General features: G+C 69.8%; 13 protein-coding genes. 9 read left to right on the top strand and 4 right to left on the bottom strand.

The genetic code is table 11. The features are described 5' to 3' along the window. The 5 genes from dacB to ACWELQ_RS14090 form a co-directional block, all read left to right on the top strand. Positions 1 to 1,158 (top strand): D-alanyl-D-alanine carboxypeptidase/D-alanyl-D-alanine endopeptidase (dacB, locus tag ACWELQ_RS14110; protein ID WP_452397445.1); only part of this gene is annotated, 1,158 nt, incomplete at its 5' end. A 7-nt stretch (positions 1,159 to 1,165) separates the two neighbouring features. Beyond that, positions 1,166 to 2,269, top strand: a complete 1,104-nt coding sequence (locus ACWELQ_RS14105) for a zinc-dependent metalloprotease (RefSeq protein WP_452397444.1) — start codon at positions 1,166 to 1,168, stop codon at positions 2,267 to 2,269. 285 nt (positions 2,270 to 2,554) lie between these two features. After that, positions 2,555 to 3,484 (top strand): tRNA lysidine(34) synthetase TilS, encoded by a 930-nt coding sequence (gene tilS, locus ACWELQ_RS14100; RefSeq protein WP_452397446.1) that lies wholly within the window; start codon positions 2,555 to 2,557, stop codon positions 3,482 to 3,484. A gap of 58 nt (positions 3,485 to 3,542) precedes the next feature. After that, positions 3,543 to 4,097, top strand: coding sequence for a hypoxanthine phosphoribosyltransferase (hpt, locus tag ACWELQ_RS14095; protein ID WP_379354686.1), 555 nt, complete (start codon positions 3,543 to 3,545; stop codon positions 4,095 to 4,097). 414 nt (positions 4,098 to 4,511) lie between these two features. After that, positions 4,512 to 5,402, top strand: a complete 891-nt coding sequence (locus tag ACWELQ_RS14090) for a LysR family transcriptional regulator (protein WP_452397443.1) — start codon at positions 4,512 to 4,514, stop codon at positions 5,400 to 5,402. Between the two features lie 94 nt (positions 5,403 to 5,496). On the opposite strand, the gene ACWELQ_RS14085 is transcribed toward ACWELQ_RS14090, so the two are convergent. After that, positions 5,497 to 6,948: an amidase gene (locus tag ACWELQ_RS14085; RefSeq protein ID WP_452397442.1), complete on the bottom strand. Its 1,452-nt coding sequence runs from the start codon at positions 6,946 to 6,948 to the stop codon at positions 5,497 to 5,499. 194 nt (positions 6,949 to 7,142) lie between these two features. Between ACWELQ_RS14085 and ACWELQ_RS14080 the strand changes: the two genes are divergently transcribed. Genes ACWELQ_RS14080 through ACWELQ_RS14070 form a run of 3 tightly spaced genes read left to right on the top strand, consistent with a single transcriptional unit; the run spans position 7,143 to position 12,632 of the window. Beyond that, positions 7,143 to 9,638 carry a protein kinase domain-containing protein gene (locus tag ACWELQ_RS14080; protein WP_452397441.1) on the top strand — a complete coding sequence of 832 codons (2,496 nt, stop codon included), beginning with the start codon at positions 7,143 to 7,145 and terminating at the stop codon, positions 9,636 to 9,638. Further along, a complete protein-coding gene (locus ACWELQ_RS14075; RefSeq protein WP_452397440.1) occupies positions 9,635 to 11,926 on the top strand; it encodes a serine/threonine protein kinase in 2,292 nt (763 codons plus the stop codon). Before ACWELQ_RS14080 ends, ACWELQ_RS14075 begins: the two co-directional genes overlap by 4 nt. Before the next feature lie 19 nt (positions 11,927 to 11,945). Continuing rightward, entirely contained in the window at positions 11,946 to 12,632 is a 687-nt protein-coding gene (locus tag ACWELQ_RS14070; RefSeq protein ID WP_452397439.1) for a nucleoside/nucleotide kinase family protein, read from the top strand. On the opposite strand, the gene ACWELQ_RS14065 is transcribed toward ACWELQ_RS14070, so the two are convergent. The 3 genes from ACWELQ_RS14065 to ACWELQ_RS14055 are packed head-to-tail and all read right to left on the bottom strand — an operon-like array spanning position 12,617 to position 15,981. Next, positions 12,617 to 13,504 carry a PfkB family carbohydrate kinase gene (locus tag ACWELQ_RS14065; RefSeq protein WP_452397438.1) on the bottom strand — a complete coding sequence of 296 codons (888 nt, stop codon included), beginning with the start codon at positions 13,502 to 13,504 and terminating at the stop codon, positions 12,617 to 12,619. The genes ACWELQ_RS14070 and ACWELQ_RS14065 overlap by 16 nt on opposite strands. An 18-nt stretch (positions 13,505 to 13,522) precedes the next feature. After that, complete coding sequence (locus ACWELQ_RS14060) at positions 13,523 to 14,353, bottom strand: SDR family oxidoreductase (RefSeq protein WP_452397437.1); 831 nt, start codon at positions 14,351 to 14,353, stop codon at positions 13,523 to 13,525. Next, complete coding sequence (locus tag ACWELQ_RS14055; RefSeq protein WP_452397436.1) at positions 14,353 to 15,981, bottom strand: aldehyde dehydrogenase family protein; 1,629 nt, start codon at positions 15,979 to 15,981, stop codon at positions 14,353 to 14,355. The genes ACWELQ_RS14060 and ACWELQ_RS14055 overlap by 1 nt, the downstream gene beginning before the upstream one ends. A 156-nt stretch (positions 15,982 to 16,137) precedes the next feature. Between ACWELQ_RS14055 and ACWELQ_RS14050 the strand changes: the two genes are divergently transcribed. Next, the coding region (locus ACWELQ_RS14050) for a PucR family transcriptional regulator (RefSeq protein ID WP_452397435.1) at positions 16,138 to 17,075 on the top strand (938 nt) is incomplete at its 3' end.

The following is a 17,075-nucleotide window of genomic DNA, read 5'->3' as shown; positions in this document are numbered from 1 at the left end:
GCCTCGGTGTCCGACGGCGACACCGGCAAGGTGCTGTGGACCATGGACCCGGACAAGGCGATGATCCCGTCCTCCACCGCCAAGATCCTCACCACCGCGGCCGGGCTGCTGGCGTTGCCCGCCGATCATCGGGTCACCACCAAGGTGGTCACCGGCGCGACGCCGGGCCAGATCGTGCTGGTCGGCGGCGGCGATCCGACCATCACCGCGCAGCCGGACGGTAAGGGCTACTACCCGGACGCGCCGAAACTGCAGGACCTGGTCGCGCAGATCAAGAACTCCGGGCAGCGGGTCGACTCGATCCTGGTCGACACCTCCGCTTACGCCGGGCCGAACTTCGCGCCGGGCTGGGAGACCTCCGATATCGCGGGCGGCTCGATCGCGCCGCTGGACCCCGTCATGATCGACGGCGGGCGGTTGGATCCGCTGGTCGAATATTCGCCGCGCACAGCCACTCCCGCGCTCGACGCGGGCAAGAAGCTGGCCACCGAACTCGGGGTTGATCCCGCGAAGGTGTCGATGGGCAATGCCCCGGCCGGTGCCACCCAGCTGGCCGCCGTGCAGTCCGCGCCGCTGCGCGAACGCATGCTGCAGGCCATGGTGCACTCCGACAACGTGCTGGCCGAGGCCATCGGCCGGGAGATCGCCGTCGCGGGCGGGCAGGAAGCCTCCTTCACCGGTGCGGACACCGCCATGTCGACCGTGCTGCAGGCCGCGGGCTTCGACCTGACCGGGCTGAAAATGTCCGACAACAGCGGACTTTCGACCGAGGACCACATTCCGCCGCGCCTGCTCAACCGGGTGCTGACCGTGGCCGCCCTGCCCGACAACGCCGGTGCGCAGGGCACCGCGACCGCCGACCCGGCCGCGGACAAGCCCAGCGGATCCCCGCTGGCACCGCTGCTGGACTACCTGCCGGTCGCGGGCGGCACCGGGTCGCTCGCGAGCCGATATGTGGACCGGGATCGCGACGGGGCGGGTTGGATTCGCGCCAAAACAGGAACTCTGTCCGTATCGAGTGCGTTGGTGGGTTATGTGCTGGACCGCGACGGACGGGTCCTGACCTTCGCCCTGATGTCCAACGATCGGCCGCCCGAGGTGAGCCGACCCGCGCTGGATGCCGTCGCCAACGCACTGCGCAACTGTGGCTGCTCCTGACGGGTGGATGACAATGACCGGACCCGAAACTCCTTCGGCCCCCATCGATTCCGAAGGTCGTGAGCTGACCGGGCGGCGACGCACCCCGCTGACCGGTGTCGTCGACTGGAACATGGCCGCCCGCACCGGGGCCGCGCTGGTGCCCTCCGGGCCGCGCACCTCCCGGTACTCCGCCGAGCAGGCGGTCGCCGAACTCGCCGCCGCCTCGGTGCGCGCCGAGGGGCCGGTGCGCGAGGTCAGTGGCCTGGACGACGGCTCGGTGGTGCCGGACGCGCTGATCGTGGACCGGCCGGGCTGGATTCGCGCCGCCGCCGACTCGATGGCGCAGCTCACCGGCAGCGGCGTCGAGCCGGGGGCGGCCAAGTTCGTCGGCAAACCGGCCGGGGTGCAGGCCGGGGCCATGCTGGCGTTCCTGTCCACGGCCATTCTCGGCCAGTACGACCCGTTCACCGGGCCCGACGGCACCCTGCTGCTGGTCGCGCCCAACATCATGGCGGTGGAACGCGCACTCGGCGTGCAGCCCAGCGACTTCCGGCTCTGGGTGTGCCTGCACGAGGTCACCCACCGGGTCCAGTTCTCTTCCGCGCCTTGGATCGCCGACTACATGCGCGCCAATGTCGAACTGCTCGGCGAGGCCGGGGACGAACCGCTCGCGGACATGGCCGCCCGGCTGCTGGAGGCCGTGCAGGCGCGCCGCAAGGGCATCGAGGATCCGGCGGGCGGCGTCGTCGGACTGCTGCGCGCCACCCAGGCCGAACCCCAGCGCGACGCCCTCGACCGCCTGATCATGCTCGGCACCCTCCTCGAGGGCCACGCCGATCACGTCATGGACGCCGTCGGCCCCGCCGTGGTGCCCTCGGTGGCCCGCATCCGCGCCGCCTTCGACCAGCGCCGCAAGCGCCCCGCCAACCCCATCCAGCGCCTGCTGCGCGCCCTGCTCGGCATGGACGCCAAGATCGCCCAGTACGTGCGCGGCAAGGCCTTCGTCGACGAGGTCGTCGACACCGTCGGCATGGAACGCTTCAACACCATCTGGACCAGCCCCGAAACCCTGCCCCGCACAGACGAAATCGGCGACCCGCAACGCTGGGTGACCCGGGTTCTGGGCTGAGTCGCGCCGCCGGGCGGAAGCAGACGCACCCAGCCGGGATTCATGCGGCCGAGCCCGCCCGGAGTGACCGGCGGGTCCGACTCACGTTGTGCTGCCGTCGCAGGCTTGCCCTGCGGAGGAGGTGAGAATCCGCCGCCGCGCCTCGCAGCTGGCGCGAAGCCGGTGATCGTGACGTGCCCTGGGCCGCGTCGTGGATTGGCGTCGCATATGACGACGGGGAGCACGTGCGACGATCGGGGCGTGAATGATCGGTCTCGGCTGCCAGAGACGCCTGCCGCGCTGGACATGCGGCGCGCGGTGCGGGAGTGGCTGGCGCGGTACGCACCCGAGGGCGTGGTCGCCGTGGCCCTGTCCGGCGGGGCCGACTCGCTGGCGCTCACCGCGGCGGCATGCGCGGAGGCCGAGGTGGTCGACGCGCTGATCGTGGATCACGGATTGCAGGCCGGGTCGGCGGAGGTGGCTGCCGACGCGGTGGCCGTGGCGCAGCGTCTCGGCTGCCGGTCGGCCCGGGTGCTGACCGTGTCGGTGGGAACCGAGGGCGGGCTCGAGGCCGCCGCCCGGCAGGCCAGATACGCCGCCTTGGATGAAGCGCGGCAGGGGCTTCCGGTGCTGCTCGGGCACACACTCGATGACCAGGCCGAGACCGTATTGCTCGGGTTGGCACGTGGGTCGGGGGCGCGGTCGATTCGAGGGATGGCGGAGTTCGATTCCCCGTGGGGGCGGCCGTTGCTCGGGGTGCGGCGGAGTGTGACGCGGGAGCTCTGTGGAGACCTGGGGATAAATCCGTGGGAGGACCCACACAACAGTGCGCCGGAGTTCACGCGGGTGCGGCTGCGGGGGGAGGTGCTGCCGCTGCTGGAGGAGGTGCTCGGGGGTGGGGTGGCGGCTGCGCTGGCGCGGACGGCGGCGCAGTTGCGGGAGGACGGGGAGGTGCTGGATGGGCTCGCCAAGGGGTTGCTGGACGACGCGCGGGAGGGCGACGCGCTGTATATCGAGACGCTCGCCACTGTCGCGCCCGCGCTGCGCCGCCGCGTCATTCGCGCGTGGCTGCTGGAGCGTGGCGCAAAATCATTGACGGACAGCAAGTTACGGGCGGTCGAGGCGCTGGTCACACAATGGCGTGGGCAGGGCGGTGTCGCGGTCGGCGGTTCACCCAGCGGGACCAGGTTGGTTGCCGCGCGTGAACATGGCAGGCTCATACTCAGGTCGGAGTGAACCCGCGCGTGGCAGACGCGCAGTGGTTCGACACATCACTGAAGGGATACCAGCGGACGTGTACGGGGACGACATCGCGTCGGTGCTGATCAGCGAGGAAGAGATCGCCAGCAAGGTCGAGGAACTCGCCGAACTGGTCGCCAAGCGCTATCCCGCGGATGCCCCGGAGGGCGACCTGCTGCTGGTGGGCGTGCTCAAGGGCGCGATCTTCTTCATGACCGATCTGGCCAAGAAGCTCACCGTGCCGACCCAGATGGAGTTCATGGCGGTCTCGTCCTACGGGTCGTCCACCTCCTCCTCGGGCGTCGTGCGCATCATGAAGGACCTGGACAAGGACATCGCGGGCCGAAATGTGCTGATCGTCGAGGACATCATCGACTCCGGTCTGACGCTGTCGTGGCTGCTGCGCAATCTCTCCAGCCGCAACCCGGCTTCGCTGGAGGTCGTCACCTTGCTGCGCAAGCCCGATGCGCTGCGCACCCAGGTGGACGTGATGGCGGTCGGTTTCGACATCCCCAACGAGTTCGTGGTCGGCTACGGCCTCGACTACGCCGAGCGCTACCGCGATCTGCCCTACATCGGCACCCTCGACCCGAAGGTCTACGGCGGGTAGTACCAACTCTCGGTAGCTCTCAGGGGCTTCGCCCCCGAACCCCCCCGAGACCTCGCCAGGAAGCCGTCCCATGATTTGGGGCGGCTTTTTGCTCGTGTGTGAGGAATATCACTACGGCGATTTGTTTGGGGTACCGGTTCCCTCGGTCCGCCGTTGCTGGAAGTCCGCGACCGGGTCAGCGCCCGGATCGCCGGTTCGGTTTGGGGTTCCCTTAAGTGCTGGTCAAGTGTTCGCTTGGGTTCCCGTGCGAGAGTTCGGCGGATTGGCCAGGAATTCGCGGATCCGGTTAACAGAATGCCTCTGTTGCGCCCTATGCTGTCCTTAACAAACCTGACGGCTGTTTTCTGATCCTGTTGCAAACTTTCGGGTCGGATACGGCTGGAAAATCAAGACCGATTCTGATAGCAAGGGGCTATGGACCCGCATTTGCGCGACCTGCGGTATTTCGTCGCCGTCGCTGAGGAACTGCATTTCACGAACGCCGCCCAGCGGCTGCACATCGCACAACCCACCCTGTCACGACAGATTCGTCAGCTGGAGCGCCAGCTCGACGTCGTGCTGTTCGACCGCAACCAGCGCAGCGTGGCCCTGACCGTCGCCGGAAAAGAACTCCTCGAAGGCGCACGGAAGATCTTGGAGCTGTGGGAAGTCACCAATGTCGCCCTGCAGGAGGCCGGTGAGGTGCTGCGCGTCGGCATCCAGTCCTCCATCGGACGCGGCCTGATCACCGACCTGGAGAGCGCCAGCGGCCACCGGCTTGCCCTGCACTCCGCGTCCTGGACCGACCCGTCCAGCGGCCTGGCCGGGCGACAGGCGGACCTGGCGCTCATGTGGCTGCCCGTGCCCGACACCAGCCGCTACCGCTGGCAGGTGCTGCGCACCGAGCCGCGCTGGGTGCTGCTGTCGGAGAACCACGCGCTGGCCGGGCAGGAGAGCATCGACTTCGCCGATCTGATCGACGAGCCGTTCATCGCCATGCCTGCCGAAGCCGGTGCGGCCCGGGACTTCTGGCTCGGCGCGGACGCCCGCGGCGGCCGCCAGGCCAAGATCGGCGCGGAGGCGGCCACCGCCGAGGAGCGGCTCGAGGCCGTCAGCCTCGGCCTGGGCGTATGCCTGCTGGCCGAGAACAATGTGCCCATGTACCGCTGGCCCGGCCTGACCGCCCGCCCGCTGACCGGTCTCGCACCGTGTGAGCTCGCGGTCGCGTGGCGCGCCGACGACGACCGGCCGACCATCCTCGAGTTCGCGGCCCGCGTCCTCGAAGGCGGCTTCGCCGAGACCAAGGAGCCGGTCGCCGCGCAGTAGCGGTCACCGGCACGAAAAACGAACGCCCGCAAAGGGTGGCGGCAGAGAGTCGGAGGTTGCCGCCATCCCGTGCGGGCGTTTTTCGTGTTGTCGGTTACGGGGCCAGGCGCTGCCAAGGGTGCGCGGCCTCGATCTGGGCGGCCAGGCGCAGAATCGTGGATTCGCTGCCGGGCGGGCCCGCGATCTGGGCGGCGACCGGCGTGCCGGTTCGCGGATGCAGGCCCATCGGAATGGACAGCGCGGGCCAGCCGACCAGATTCCACACCGGGGTGAACGGCGAGAACCGCACATTGGCAAGGACATTCGCCAGCCACGGCCGCGAATGCCAGCGCCGGGCGCGCGGGGCCGGGGTGGCCAGCGTCGGGGTGATGACCACGTCGTAGCGCTCGAAGTAGTCGAGCAGCCGGGCCTCCACCCGATCCACCTGCGACGGCCGCAGCAGCCCCGACTTCAGCACCGCCTTGCCCAGCGCCACGTGGGTGCGGGTGCGGCGCTGCAGTCGATCCGGGTGCGGGACCGTGGCCGCCTCGCGGGCGGCGTTGCCCAGCCAGCGCAGCATCAACGCGAAAGTCGCGCCCTGATAGGGCAGTTCGGCGACCCCGATGATGTGGCCCGCCTGGGACGCGGCCGCGGCGGCCTTGTCGGCGGCGGCCGTCCAGGCCAGGTCGATATGGGTGAGCGGCAGCGGCGCTCCCGTCGCCAGGCCGATGCGCAGCGTCGACGGCGTCTCCAGATCGGCGAGATCGGGACGGTCGGCGAGCACCGAGAGCATGAGCGCGGTATCCGCGACAGTCGTTGCGAGAACGCCGTTCTCGGTCATCCCGCCCCAGGAGTCCACGCCCACGTCGGCGGGCACCAGGCCGCGTCCGGGTTTGAGACCCACCACCCCGTTGCAGGCCGCCGGAATACGGACCGAGCCGAGACCGTCGTTGCCGTGCGCGATGGCGACCATGCCGGAACCCACCGCCGAACCGGAACCGCCCGACGAGCCGCCTGCGGAGTAGCGGGTGTTCCACGGGCTGCGGGTGATGCTGCCCGGTCCGTCGGTGACACCCCAGAGCCCGAACTCGGGGACATTGGTGAGGCCGACGATCACCGCGCCCGCCGCGCGTAGTCGCCGCACCACCTCGTGATCGGCGGCAGCGGGGGTGTCCGAGCCCGACAGCGAACCGCCGCGGGTCACCTCCCCGGCGACGTCGATATTGTTCTTGACCGCGATGGGCACCCCGGCCAGCGGCAGGATGTCGAGATCCTGGCGCTCGGCCACCGCGCGGGCCTCGATCCGGGCGGCCTCCTCGCGAACCAGGCTGAAGGCGTTCAACTTTCGATCGCGGGCGCGGATGCGGGCCAGGGCGGCCTCGACGGCCTCCTCGGGGGTGATCGAACCGTGCTGCACGGCCGCGGCGGTGCCGGCGGCCGTGGTGAGATCCACGGGCGGACGGGCTTCGGATGGGGTGTCGGAATCGGTCGTGGTGCTCGCCACCGCTGCCTCCTCGGTGGTGGCGGTGACGTGATCCGCCGTCAGCGCCGTGCCCTCGTCGTACATGCTCGTGTTCCCCCGTCGCTTCGTGTCGAAATCGGGTGATCCGCTCGTGAGCCGCAAGTTATCATTCCCGCTATTGGTCGGGGATGATGGTGTCGGGTGTGGCGGCTTCTTTGTCCTAATCTGAGAATCCACGACACCTTCAGGATCGACAGTACGGATCGACGACATCCGTGCCGAGCCGGATGGGTGCGGACATGACTTCTGGTTCCGACCATCGTTCCGGGGGTTATGCGGCCGGAACGGAATTCGCTGCGGTCGTCGCGTTCGCGGCGGCCTGGGACACCGCTGCCGCGCCGCCCCGCATCGCCGACTATCTCCCCGACGCCGCCGCCCTGCGCCGCGGCGCGCTGATCGAGCTCATCCGGGTGGACCTGCGGCATCGCTGGCTGCGTCGGCCGGGCGGGAAGCCGTCGCCGCCGAAGCGTTTGCGCGAATACTGCTCGGAATTCCCCGAACTCACCATCCGAGATCTGCCCGCCGGACTGGTGTACGAGGAGTTCGTGATCCGTCGGCACAGCGGCGAGCGGGTGGATCCGCGCGACTGCCTGCACGAGTACCCGCATCAGGCGGAGGCGCTGCGCGAACTGCTCAACGCCGATGACGAGGACCAGAGCACCCACCGGGCCATGCTGGACGAGTCGACGCGCGGCGACTTCGGGTTCGCCGGTACCGTCCCCGCCTCGGGCGAGACCACGCTGCGGCCCGTCGACGGGGACACCACGCGGGTGCCGGAACCGGGTGAGGTGACCCTGTTCGAGGAGCCTTCGCCGTCGATCGCCGCCTCGCTCGAGCACGCCCGGGCCACCGACGGCATCAGCGCCCCGGACACCGGCGATCTGCTCGACCACATCGAAATCGGCCAGCGCATCGATGATTTCGACCTGCTGACCAGTCTCGGGGCCGGGGCCTTCGCGCGCGTCTTCCTGGCCCGGCAGCGGTCCCTGCAACGCCTGGTGGCCGTGAAGATCTCCGCCGACCACGGCACCGAACCGCAGACGCTGGCCCAGCTCGACCACGACTACATCGTGCGGGTCTTCGACCAGCGGCTGATGTCGGATCTGCGGACCGCGTCCGGGCGGCGGCTGCGGCTGCTGTACATGCAGTTCCTGCCCGGCGGCACCCTGCTCGGCGTGCTGCGCTGGGTGCGGGCCACGCCGCCCGCCGAGCGCAGCGGGCAGCTGCTGCTGGACGCGGTGGACGCGGCCATGGAGGAGAAGGGCGAGATCCGGCCCACCGATTCCAGCGTTCGCGCGGAGCTGGCGGGGCTGAGCTGGCCGGAAACCGTTGCGTGGCTGGGGCGTCGGCTGGCCGAGGCGCTGGATTACGCGGACGGGCACGGGGTGCTGCACCGGGATGTGAAGCCGGCCAATGTGCTGCTCACCGCCGAAGCGGTACCGAAACTGGCAGATTTCAATATCAGTTTCAGCCGGGATCTCGACAGCAGCAGCCCGGTCTCCTACTTCGGTGGTTCGCTGTCCTACATGTCCCCGGAACAGCTCGAGGCCTGCCACCCGGGCAGCTCGCGCAGCGCCGCCGATCTCGATACCCGCGCCGATATCTTCTCCCTCGGCGTCGTGCTCTGGGAGCTGCTCACCGGCGCGAAACCCTTCGACGACACCACCGCCGGGCCCGGCGACCACGGCGACCGCACCACCCTCGAGGCCATGCTCGACCGCCGTCGCGGCGGCGTCGAGGCGGCCGCCCTCGACCGGGTACCGGCCGACTGCCCGGCCGCACTGCGCCGGGTACTGCTCACCTGCCTGGCCCCCGACCGCGAACAGCGCTGGGCCGACGGCGCGGTACTGGCCAAACAACTCGACATGTGCCTGGACGAGCGGGGCCGCGATCTGGTCGATCCGCCGCCGCACAGCTGGCGGATGCGCTTGCGGCCGTGGCTGATTCCACTGGTCTCGCTCGCGGTGGCGGTGCCGAATCTGCTGGCGTCGCTCTACAACATCGCGCACAACCGGTCCTTCATCATCAGCCACCTGTCCGGGCCCGCCATGAACACCTTCGTGCTCACCACGGCCACGGTGAACCTGGTGTTCTTCCCGCTCGGCGCGGCCGTCATCGCCTACCTGTGCCGATACGTGATCGTGGTGCCGCGCGGACTGCGCAAGGGCACCGAATACGATCCTGAGACGCTGCGGCGGGCGCGGGCCGACGTGCTGCTCGCGGGGGAGCGCATTTCGTCGGTGGTGTTCTCGCTGTGGGTGATCGCGGGCGTCACCTTCCCGCTCACCCTGCGGCTCACGGCCAGCGACCTGCCGGTGAGCGGGGTCGTGCACTTCCTGGTGTCGCTGGTGGTGTGCGGGGCCATCGCGGTGGCGTACCCGTTCTTCCTGGTGACCTTCTATCTGGTGCGCTGCATCTATCCGATGTTCCTGCGGCACGGGGACATCAGCGCCGAGGACGCGGTGTGGCTGCACCGGCTGGGCCGCCGCTGCACCACGTATCTGGCGGTGGCGGCATCGATTCCGCTGCTGGCGGTGGCGGGCGTGACGTTCCTGCCACCGGACGACATTCCCCAGGTGATCGTCGCGGTGCGGGTGCTCAGCGTGGGCGGTATCGCCGCGTTCGTGGCCGTCTACATCATGTTCCGGGCATTGGAGGCCGATCTGGCGGCGTTGGAGCGGGTGGTGGCACCGGCACGGCCGTCGGCCGGGAACACGGCGGGTTCGCAATCGTGAGCGAACTGCCGGGGCAGGCCCTCGCCCGTTTCGCCACCGACTGGGAATCCGCTCTCCGAGGTGACCGCGGCGAACCACCGCGATTGGCCGGGTACCTGCCCGACGGTGACGCCGTCCGGCTGGCCGTGCTCACCGATCTGGTCCGGGTGGACATGCGGCAGCGCTGGCGGCGCGCCGGGCTGGAGAAGCGGATCACCGAGTACCGCAAGGAATTCCCGGAGATGCGCAGCAGCCCGGGCTACGTGGATCTGGTGTGCGAGGAATACCTGGCCCGCAGCCGCTTCCGGCCGCTGGACGTCGACACCTTCACCGCCGAATACCCGGAGGCGGCCGGGGAGATCCGGCGGCGCTTCAGCGGCGAGACCCCGCCTCCGGAGCCCTCGGTGCTGCCCGACGGCATCGAAATCGGGCGGCGCCTCGATGATTTCGACCTGCTCACCGATCTCGGCGGCGGCGACGGCCGCCGCATGTTCCTGGCCCGGCAACGGTCCATGCAGCGACTGGTCGCGGTGCGGGTGGAGGCGGGCGTGGACAGCGACACCGACACCGTCGCCCAGCTCGACCACCAGCACATCGTGCGCGTCTTCGACCAGCGGCTGATCGCCGACGGCAGCACCGGAAAACCGTTGCGGCTGCTGTACATGCAGTACCTGCCGGGCGGTACGGCCGAGGGGGTGCTGGCGCACCTGCGGGCCGCGCGGGCGGCCGCCGCCACGACGGACGGCGCCACCGCGCTCGCCCGACCGGGCGGTCGGAGTACCCGGCGCAGGAACGGCACCCGGCAGACGGCCGTCGCGGACGGTGCCGGCGTCGACGGCCGACTGCTGTTGCGCGCCGTCGACGCCGCGATGGAAGCCAAGGGCGAGAGCCGGCCCGCCGGATCGCCCATCCGCAGTGAGATCGCCGGGCTGACCTGGCCGGAAACCGTTGCGTGGGTGGGGCGTCGGCTGGCGGAGGCGCTGGACTACGGGCAACGCCAGGGGGCGTCGCATCACGACATCCGGCCGGGCAATGTGCTCTTCACCGCGGAAGGCGTGCCCAAACTCGCGGATTTCGCGATGGGACCGACGTATTCGCGCGCCGAGCTGAACGGTGCGCGACCGCTGGGCGCGAAGGACGGCGAGGCGCTGCGGTACCGGTCGCCGGAAGCGCTGGCGGCGCTGCTGGATTCGGCCGCGCCGCTACCGGATACCCGCAGCGACATCTACTCACTGGGCGTAGTGCTGTGGGAAATGCTCACCGGCACACTGCCGTTCGACGACACCGAGGGTGAATCGGGTGTCGTGCGGCACATGCTGGCTCGCCGGATCGCGGGCGTGCCCCCGGCGGCGTTGGCCACCCTGCCCTCCGATACTCCGGCCGCGCTGCGGCGCGTGCTGCTGGAATGCCTGCGGCCCGAGCCGTCGCGGCGCTGGCAGAGCGGGGGCCAGCTGGCGGGGCAGCTGGATCTGTGCCTGGACGCGCGGGCGCGGGATCTGGTGGATCCGCCGCGGCACAGCCTGTGGGCGCGTTTGCGGGGCTGGCCGGTGCCGATCGCGGCGCTGTGCGTGGGCCTGCCCAACGCGCTGGCCAGCTGGTACAACGTGCGAATCAACAAGAGCCTCATCGTGGATGAGCTCTCGACGGTGGATCAGCATCGGTTCGAGCAGGTGGCGCTGGTGAACAATGCCATCACCTTCCCGCTGGCCGCGCTGCTGCTGCTGTGGCTGGCGCGGCGGCCGCTGACGGTGTCCTACCGGCTCGCGCGCGGTCACGACTACACCCCCGCGCAGCTTGCCCGCGCCCGCGCGGACACCCTGCTGATGGGGGAGCGGGCGGTGTGGATTCCGTTCGCCATGTGGGTGCTCGCGGGCGTCGTGTGGCCGCTGGCGCTGGAGGGCGCGGGAGCGGACCTGCCGCACAATGCCTTCTGGCATTTCTTCGCCGCGCAGGTGGTGTGTGCGCTCATCGCGCTGGCCTATCCGTTCTTCCTGATCATGGTGTATTCGGTGCGGTCGCTGTATCCGCAGCTGCTGGCGCGCGGCTCGGTCGGGCCCGCGGATCGGCGGCAGCTCTCGGCGCTGGCGCGGCGCAGCAATGTGTATCTGGCGGCGGCGGCCTCGGTGCCGCTGCTCGGCGTCGCCACCATGACCTTCGTGTCCACCGCGGATCTGTCGCTGGTGATCGTCCCGCTGCGCTGGCTCAGCGTGGGCGGGGTGCTGGCGTTCGTGCTCACCTACCGGTTGTCGCGGCTGCTGGAGAGCGATCTGCGGGCGCTGGTGCGCGCCATTCCCGAAGGCGGGCGCTGAATCCCCGTAGGGTTGTGGGGTGGCGATACGCGGCAGTGTCGAAACCTCCTTGGCGGAGTTGGCGGCTCGTGTCCGCCGCCGCGCGGAGGGGCATCCCGGTCGGTTTCTGCTCGGGATCGCGGGCCCGCCCGGCGCGGGCAAATCCACCCTCGCCCGCGGCATTCGCGACGAACTGAATCTGGCCGCGGGCGCGACGATCTCCGATGTCGCGCCGATGGACGGCTTCCACCTCACCAACTCTCAACTACGCACCGCCGGAATCCTCGACCGCAAGGGCGAACCCGACACCTTCGACGCGACCGGCTACGTCACGCTGCTGCGCACGGTCCGCGACACCGCGCCCGGCATCCCCGTGCCCTGGCCCACCTACGATCGCGAGATCCACGAACCGGTCCCGGGCGGTGTCATCGTCGACCGCCAGACCATCGTGGTCACCGAGGGCAACTACCTGCTGCTCGACGATCGCGCCCACCCGGACTGGTCGGGCGTGCGTCCGCTGCTCGACGAGACCTGGTACCTGGACGTGCCCCGGCCGATCATCGAACAGCGCCTGGTGCGCAGGCATATTCGCGGCGGTCGCACCCCGGAAGCAGCGAAAATCAAAGTGGCGCACAGTGATCTGCGCAATGCCGCGCTGGTCGAGACCACGCGGTCCCGCGCCGATCTGATATTGCGCAAGGCGGGGCGCGGCTACCGCATCGACTGAGAGGCGAAGTGCCGCATCCATTCCCGGGTGCCGGGGAAGCGGCAGGACAGCGTGGCCACCTCCGCGGCATGCCGCAATGCCAGCGGGAAGTCCTCGCCGCGGGCGTGGAAGTAGCAGAACGCGCCGTGCAGGATGTCGCCCGCGCCGAGCGTGTCGACGATGCCGTCGGCGGCCACCTCGATGACGCCACGGCCCTCGGGGCTCGAATAGCGGATCGCCCCGCCGCCGTTCGTGACCGCGACCAGCTGCGGTCCGGTGGCGTGCAGGAAGTCGATCACCGCGTCGGCGTCACCGTCCAGCTCCGGAGGAGTGAAGGCACTCGAGCAGATCGCGATATCGATGTCCGGCAGCAGCTTCCGGTGGACATCCTCCCGCCAGCGGCCACCGTCCAGCACCACCGGCACGTCTCTCGCGGCGTCCGCGGCCTCGAAGGCGAGCCGCGGGTAGTGCGCGTCCACCAGCACGATGTCCGCGTCGTCCAGATAGTGCGACTCCAGGCTGGGGTACGGATCCATGCCCGAGCCGTCGGTCGAAACGATGGTGCGGGTGCCGGTTTCGGCCGCCACGACGATGGAGGAGACGGGCGGCCTGCCGGTCTCCCCGGCCGCCTCGTCCCGGATCTCGACACCCCGTGCGCGCAGATCGGCGCGGATCGACTGTGCCAGTGCGTGTTCGCCCAGGGCCGTCACCAGCATGGTGTGACGGCCGGACGCCAGGAACGCGTGCGTGATCGCCGCATTGGCGGCCGGGCCGCCCGCGCCCAGGAACAGCCCGTCCGCCCGAGTCTTGGTGTCCTCGAGCGGATACCGGTCGACGGCATAGGACAGATCCAGTGTCGACAATCCGACGAACACCGCGCTCGGTTCACCCATGCCGCCGACCCTATGACGCTAGTCGCGCACCCGGTGCTCGTACGCCTTGCGCGCGTCGGAGTCCACATCGTCGAGGAACGCCGACTGCGCGCCCAGCGCCCGCCCGAGGGCATCGCCCACCGACTGCGGCAGCAAGCCCACCACCTGCGAGATGATGCCCGCCACCGTGGTCACCCGGACCTTCGGACGCGGCTCGACGATCAGCTTGGCGATGGCGTCCGCGATCTCCTCCGGCTCGGCCGGGCGCAGCAGCTTGGGCGCCGTGATCCCGGTCCCCAGTTCGGTTTTGGTGAGCGTCGGCAGCACCGAGGAGAACTCGAGCCCGGTGCCGCGGTACTCCTCGCGCAGCGTGTCGGTGAAACCCAGCACCGCGTGCTTGCTGGCGTTGTAGGTGGCCAGGCCCGGAATGTGGGTCTCGCCCGCCAGCGACGCGATATTGATGACCTGCCCGCGCCCGCGCGGCAGCATGCGCGCGATGGCCAGCTTGGAACCGAGGATCACGCCGTACACATTGATGTCGAGAATGCGGCGGGTGATCTGATCCGGCTCGTCCACCACGCGCCCGGTGGGCATGATCCCGGCATTGTTGATCAGCACGTCGATCGGGCCGAGCCGCTGCTCGACCTCGTCGAGGAACTCCCCGAACGACTGCTGGTCGGTGACGTCCAGCTTGCCGTACACGTCGAAACCCCGTGCGGCCCCGGACTCTTTGACCGTGGTCTCGTCGATGTCGCCGATGGCGATTTTCGCGCCGAGCGCCTGCAACGCGGTGGCGGTGGCCAGGCCGATGCCGCGCGCGCCGCCGGTGATGACGACGACCTTCCCGGCGATGCTTCCGAAGTCGGTCATCACTTCCCCCGAACGGTCTTGATGATGGCGGGCACGTCGATGCGCCGCAGCCCGCGCGTACCGGCGGCCCGCAGGGCGGCCATGGCGAAGGTCAGCTTGGGCGGCGAATACGGGAACCACAGCGGCTCTTTGGTCTGCGTCGGCAGGATCGGCTTGGTGATGGCCTGCTGACGGCAGTACTTGCGGACACCGTTGGCGCCGCCCCAGCGCGCGCCGGTGCCCGACAGGCCCCAGCCGCCCATGGGCAGCGCGAAGCTGAACATATTGGCGAAGACGTCGTTGATGTTCACCGCGCCCGCGTTCAACTGGCGCGCAACACGTTCGGCACGATCCTTGTCCCGCGACCACACCGAGGCCGACAGGCCGTAGATCGAATCATTGGCCATACGAATGGCTTCCGCCTCGTTGGCCACCTTCATGACCGGCAGGGTCGGCCCGAAGGTCTCCTCGGTCATGCAGGTCATGGTGTGGTCGGCGTCGGCGATCACGGTCGGCTCGAACAGCGTTCCGACACCGGTCCGCTGACCACCGGTCGTGATCCGCGCGCCCGCCTTGACGGCGTCCTCGACATGGCTCTGCACGATCCGCGCCTGGCTCTCGTTGGCCAGTGCGCCCATGTCGTACTGCGGTTTACGGCCGTCCACGCCCTGGCGGATCTCCTTGACCGCGGCGGTCAGCTTGGTCACGAACTCCTCGTACACCGGCGCTTCCACGTACACCCGCTCGACCGAGATGCAGACCTGCCCGGCATTGAACATGCCGCCGTAGGCGATGCCGTACGCGGCACGGTCGAGGTCGGCGTCGGCCAGCACGATGGCCGGGTCCTTACCGCCCAGTTCGAGACTGAACGGGATCATCCGCTCGGTGGCCGCGGCGGCGATCTTGCGGCCGGTGGCGGTGGAACCGGTGAACTGGATGTAGTCCGCGGTCTCGACCACGGCCGCGCCCGTCGCACCCGCGCCGGTGACCACCTCGAACACCGGGGGAGCGCCGATCTCACGCCAGCCGCGCGCCAGCTCGACGGCCGAAAGCGGTGTCACCTCCGACGGTTTCAGGATGACGGCCGCACCGGCGGCCAGCGCCGGGATCACGTCGATGACCGGCATGGCCAGCGGGAAGTTCCACGGGGTGATCACGCCGACCACCTGGTACGGCCGGAACACGGTGGTCAGCTGCTTGACCCGGGCCAGCGGGCTGTGCGGCGAAGGGTGTTCGTCGGCAAGGAATTTCGCGGCCCGACGGGCGTAGTAGCCGGTCAGGTCGACCGAGAACGCGGGGTCGATGAGCGAGTCGACGCGGGCCTTGCCGGTCTCGGACTGCAGCACGTCGGCCAGGTGATCGGTGTTGTCCACCAACCAGTCCTGCAACTTGAGCAGCCACTCCTTGCGCCCCTCGGGGCCGATGGCCTCCCAGGCGGGCTGATGCGCGCGCAGTTCGCGGACCTTGGCGGCGACCGTCTCGGCCGAATCGATCGGCACCGTGCCCGTCAGCGCACCGGTCGCCGGATTGCGGATCTCGAGTTCGGTCGCCGGGGCTTCCGGCTTCTTGTCGGCCTTCACCGCGGTTCCGGCGGCCTTGCGGGTCCCGGTCTTGCGAGCGGTGCCCGCGGCGGGTTCGGTATTGGTCACGATGTGCCTTCCCCACGTGCGCTACGTTGCGACGGCGAGCTGTGTGGTAGCTCACTGGACTATGATCGTGACACAATTTCGGGGGTCGATGCTTGGCCAATCGGGTCAATTGTTCCGGTCGGTTTTGTGCTCTGGGTACAAGTTGAGAGGTTCGATATGGCGACGACGGTGAACAGCGCCGAGATCCGGCAGTGGATCGCGGACTTCGTCGCCGAAACCCTCCCCGCCGCCACCCTCGAAGAAGTCGTCACCCGCCTCGACAACGCGATCATCGCCCGCATCCCCGAATTGCGGGACCGCGATATGCGCCGCGACCTCGCCGCCAGCAGCCGCGCCCACGCGGTCGCCGTGCTGAGCGGCCTCACCCAGGACCGCATCGAATACCCGGTCCCCGAGGAAGCCCACGCCTTCGCCCGCACCGTCGCCCGCCGCGGCTACGACGTGCGGCTGCTGCTGCGCGTCTACCACCTCGGCCAGGAAGCCGTCATCGACTACATGACCGAGGTGCTCGAACAGCGGCAGCTGCCGCCGGACATCGAGAGATCCGTACTGCTGCGACTTTTCGACCGCACCACCCGCTGGGTCAGCACCTCGGTCGAAACCCTCACCGACACCTACATGGCCGAACGCGAACGCGGTCTGCGCGCCGCCTTCACCCAGCGCGCCGAACTGGTGCGCGCCCTGCTCGACGGTACCGACGTGGACATCGAAACCGCTTCCGCCAGGCTCGGATACCGGCTCGGGCAGCGGCACCTGGCCCTGGTGCTCTGGACCGACGAGGACGCCACCCCGCCCTTCCCGGACGGCAACGCGGCGGTGCGCCCGGACGTCGTCGCGCCGGGCCGGGACGGCACCGGCGAGGTGGTCGGCCTGCTGGACCGGATCGTCGCCCGCTACGCCGCGGCGCTGGGCAACGGCAGCCTGCTCACCGTTCCGTCCGGGGCGTCGGCGCTGTGGGCCTGGATCGGCCTGGACGGTGACCTGCCCGATGCGGCCGACCCGGCCTGGGCGGTGGACGCGCCCGTCCGGGTCGGCGTCGGCCTGCCCGCCCCGCACACCGCCGGATTCCGCGGCAGTCACCGCGAGGCGGTGGC

The sequence above is a fragment of the Nocardia sp. NPDC004722 genome (genome assembly GCF_053601505.1).
The sequence above is the reverse complement of the archived record's forward strand: the minus strand, read 5'-3'. Positions and strand labels throughout refer to the sequence as shown.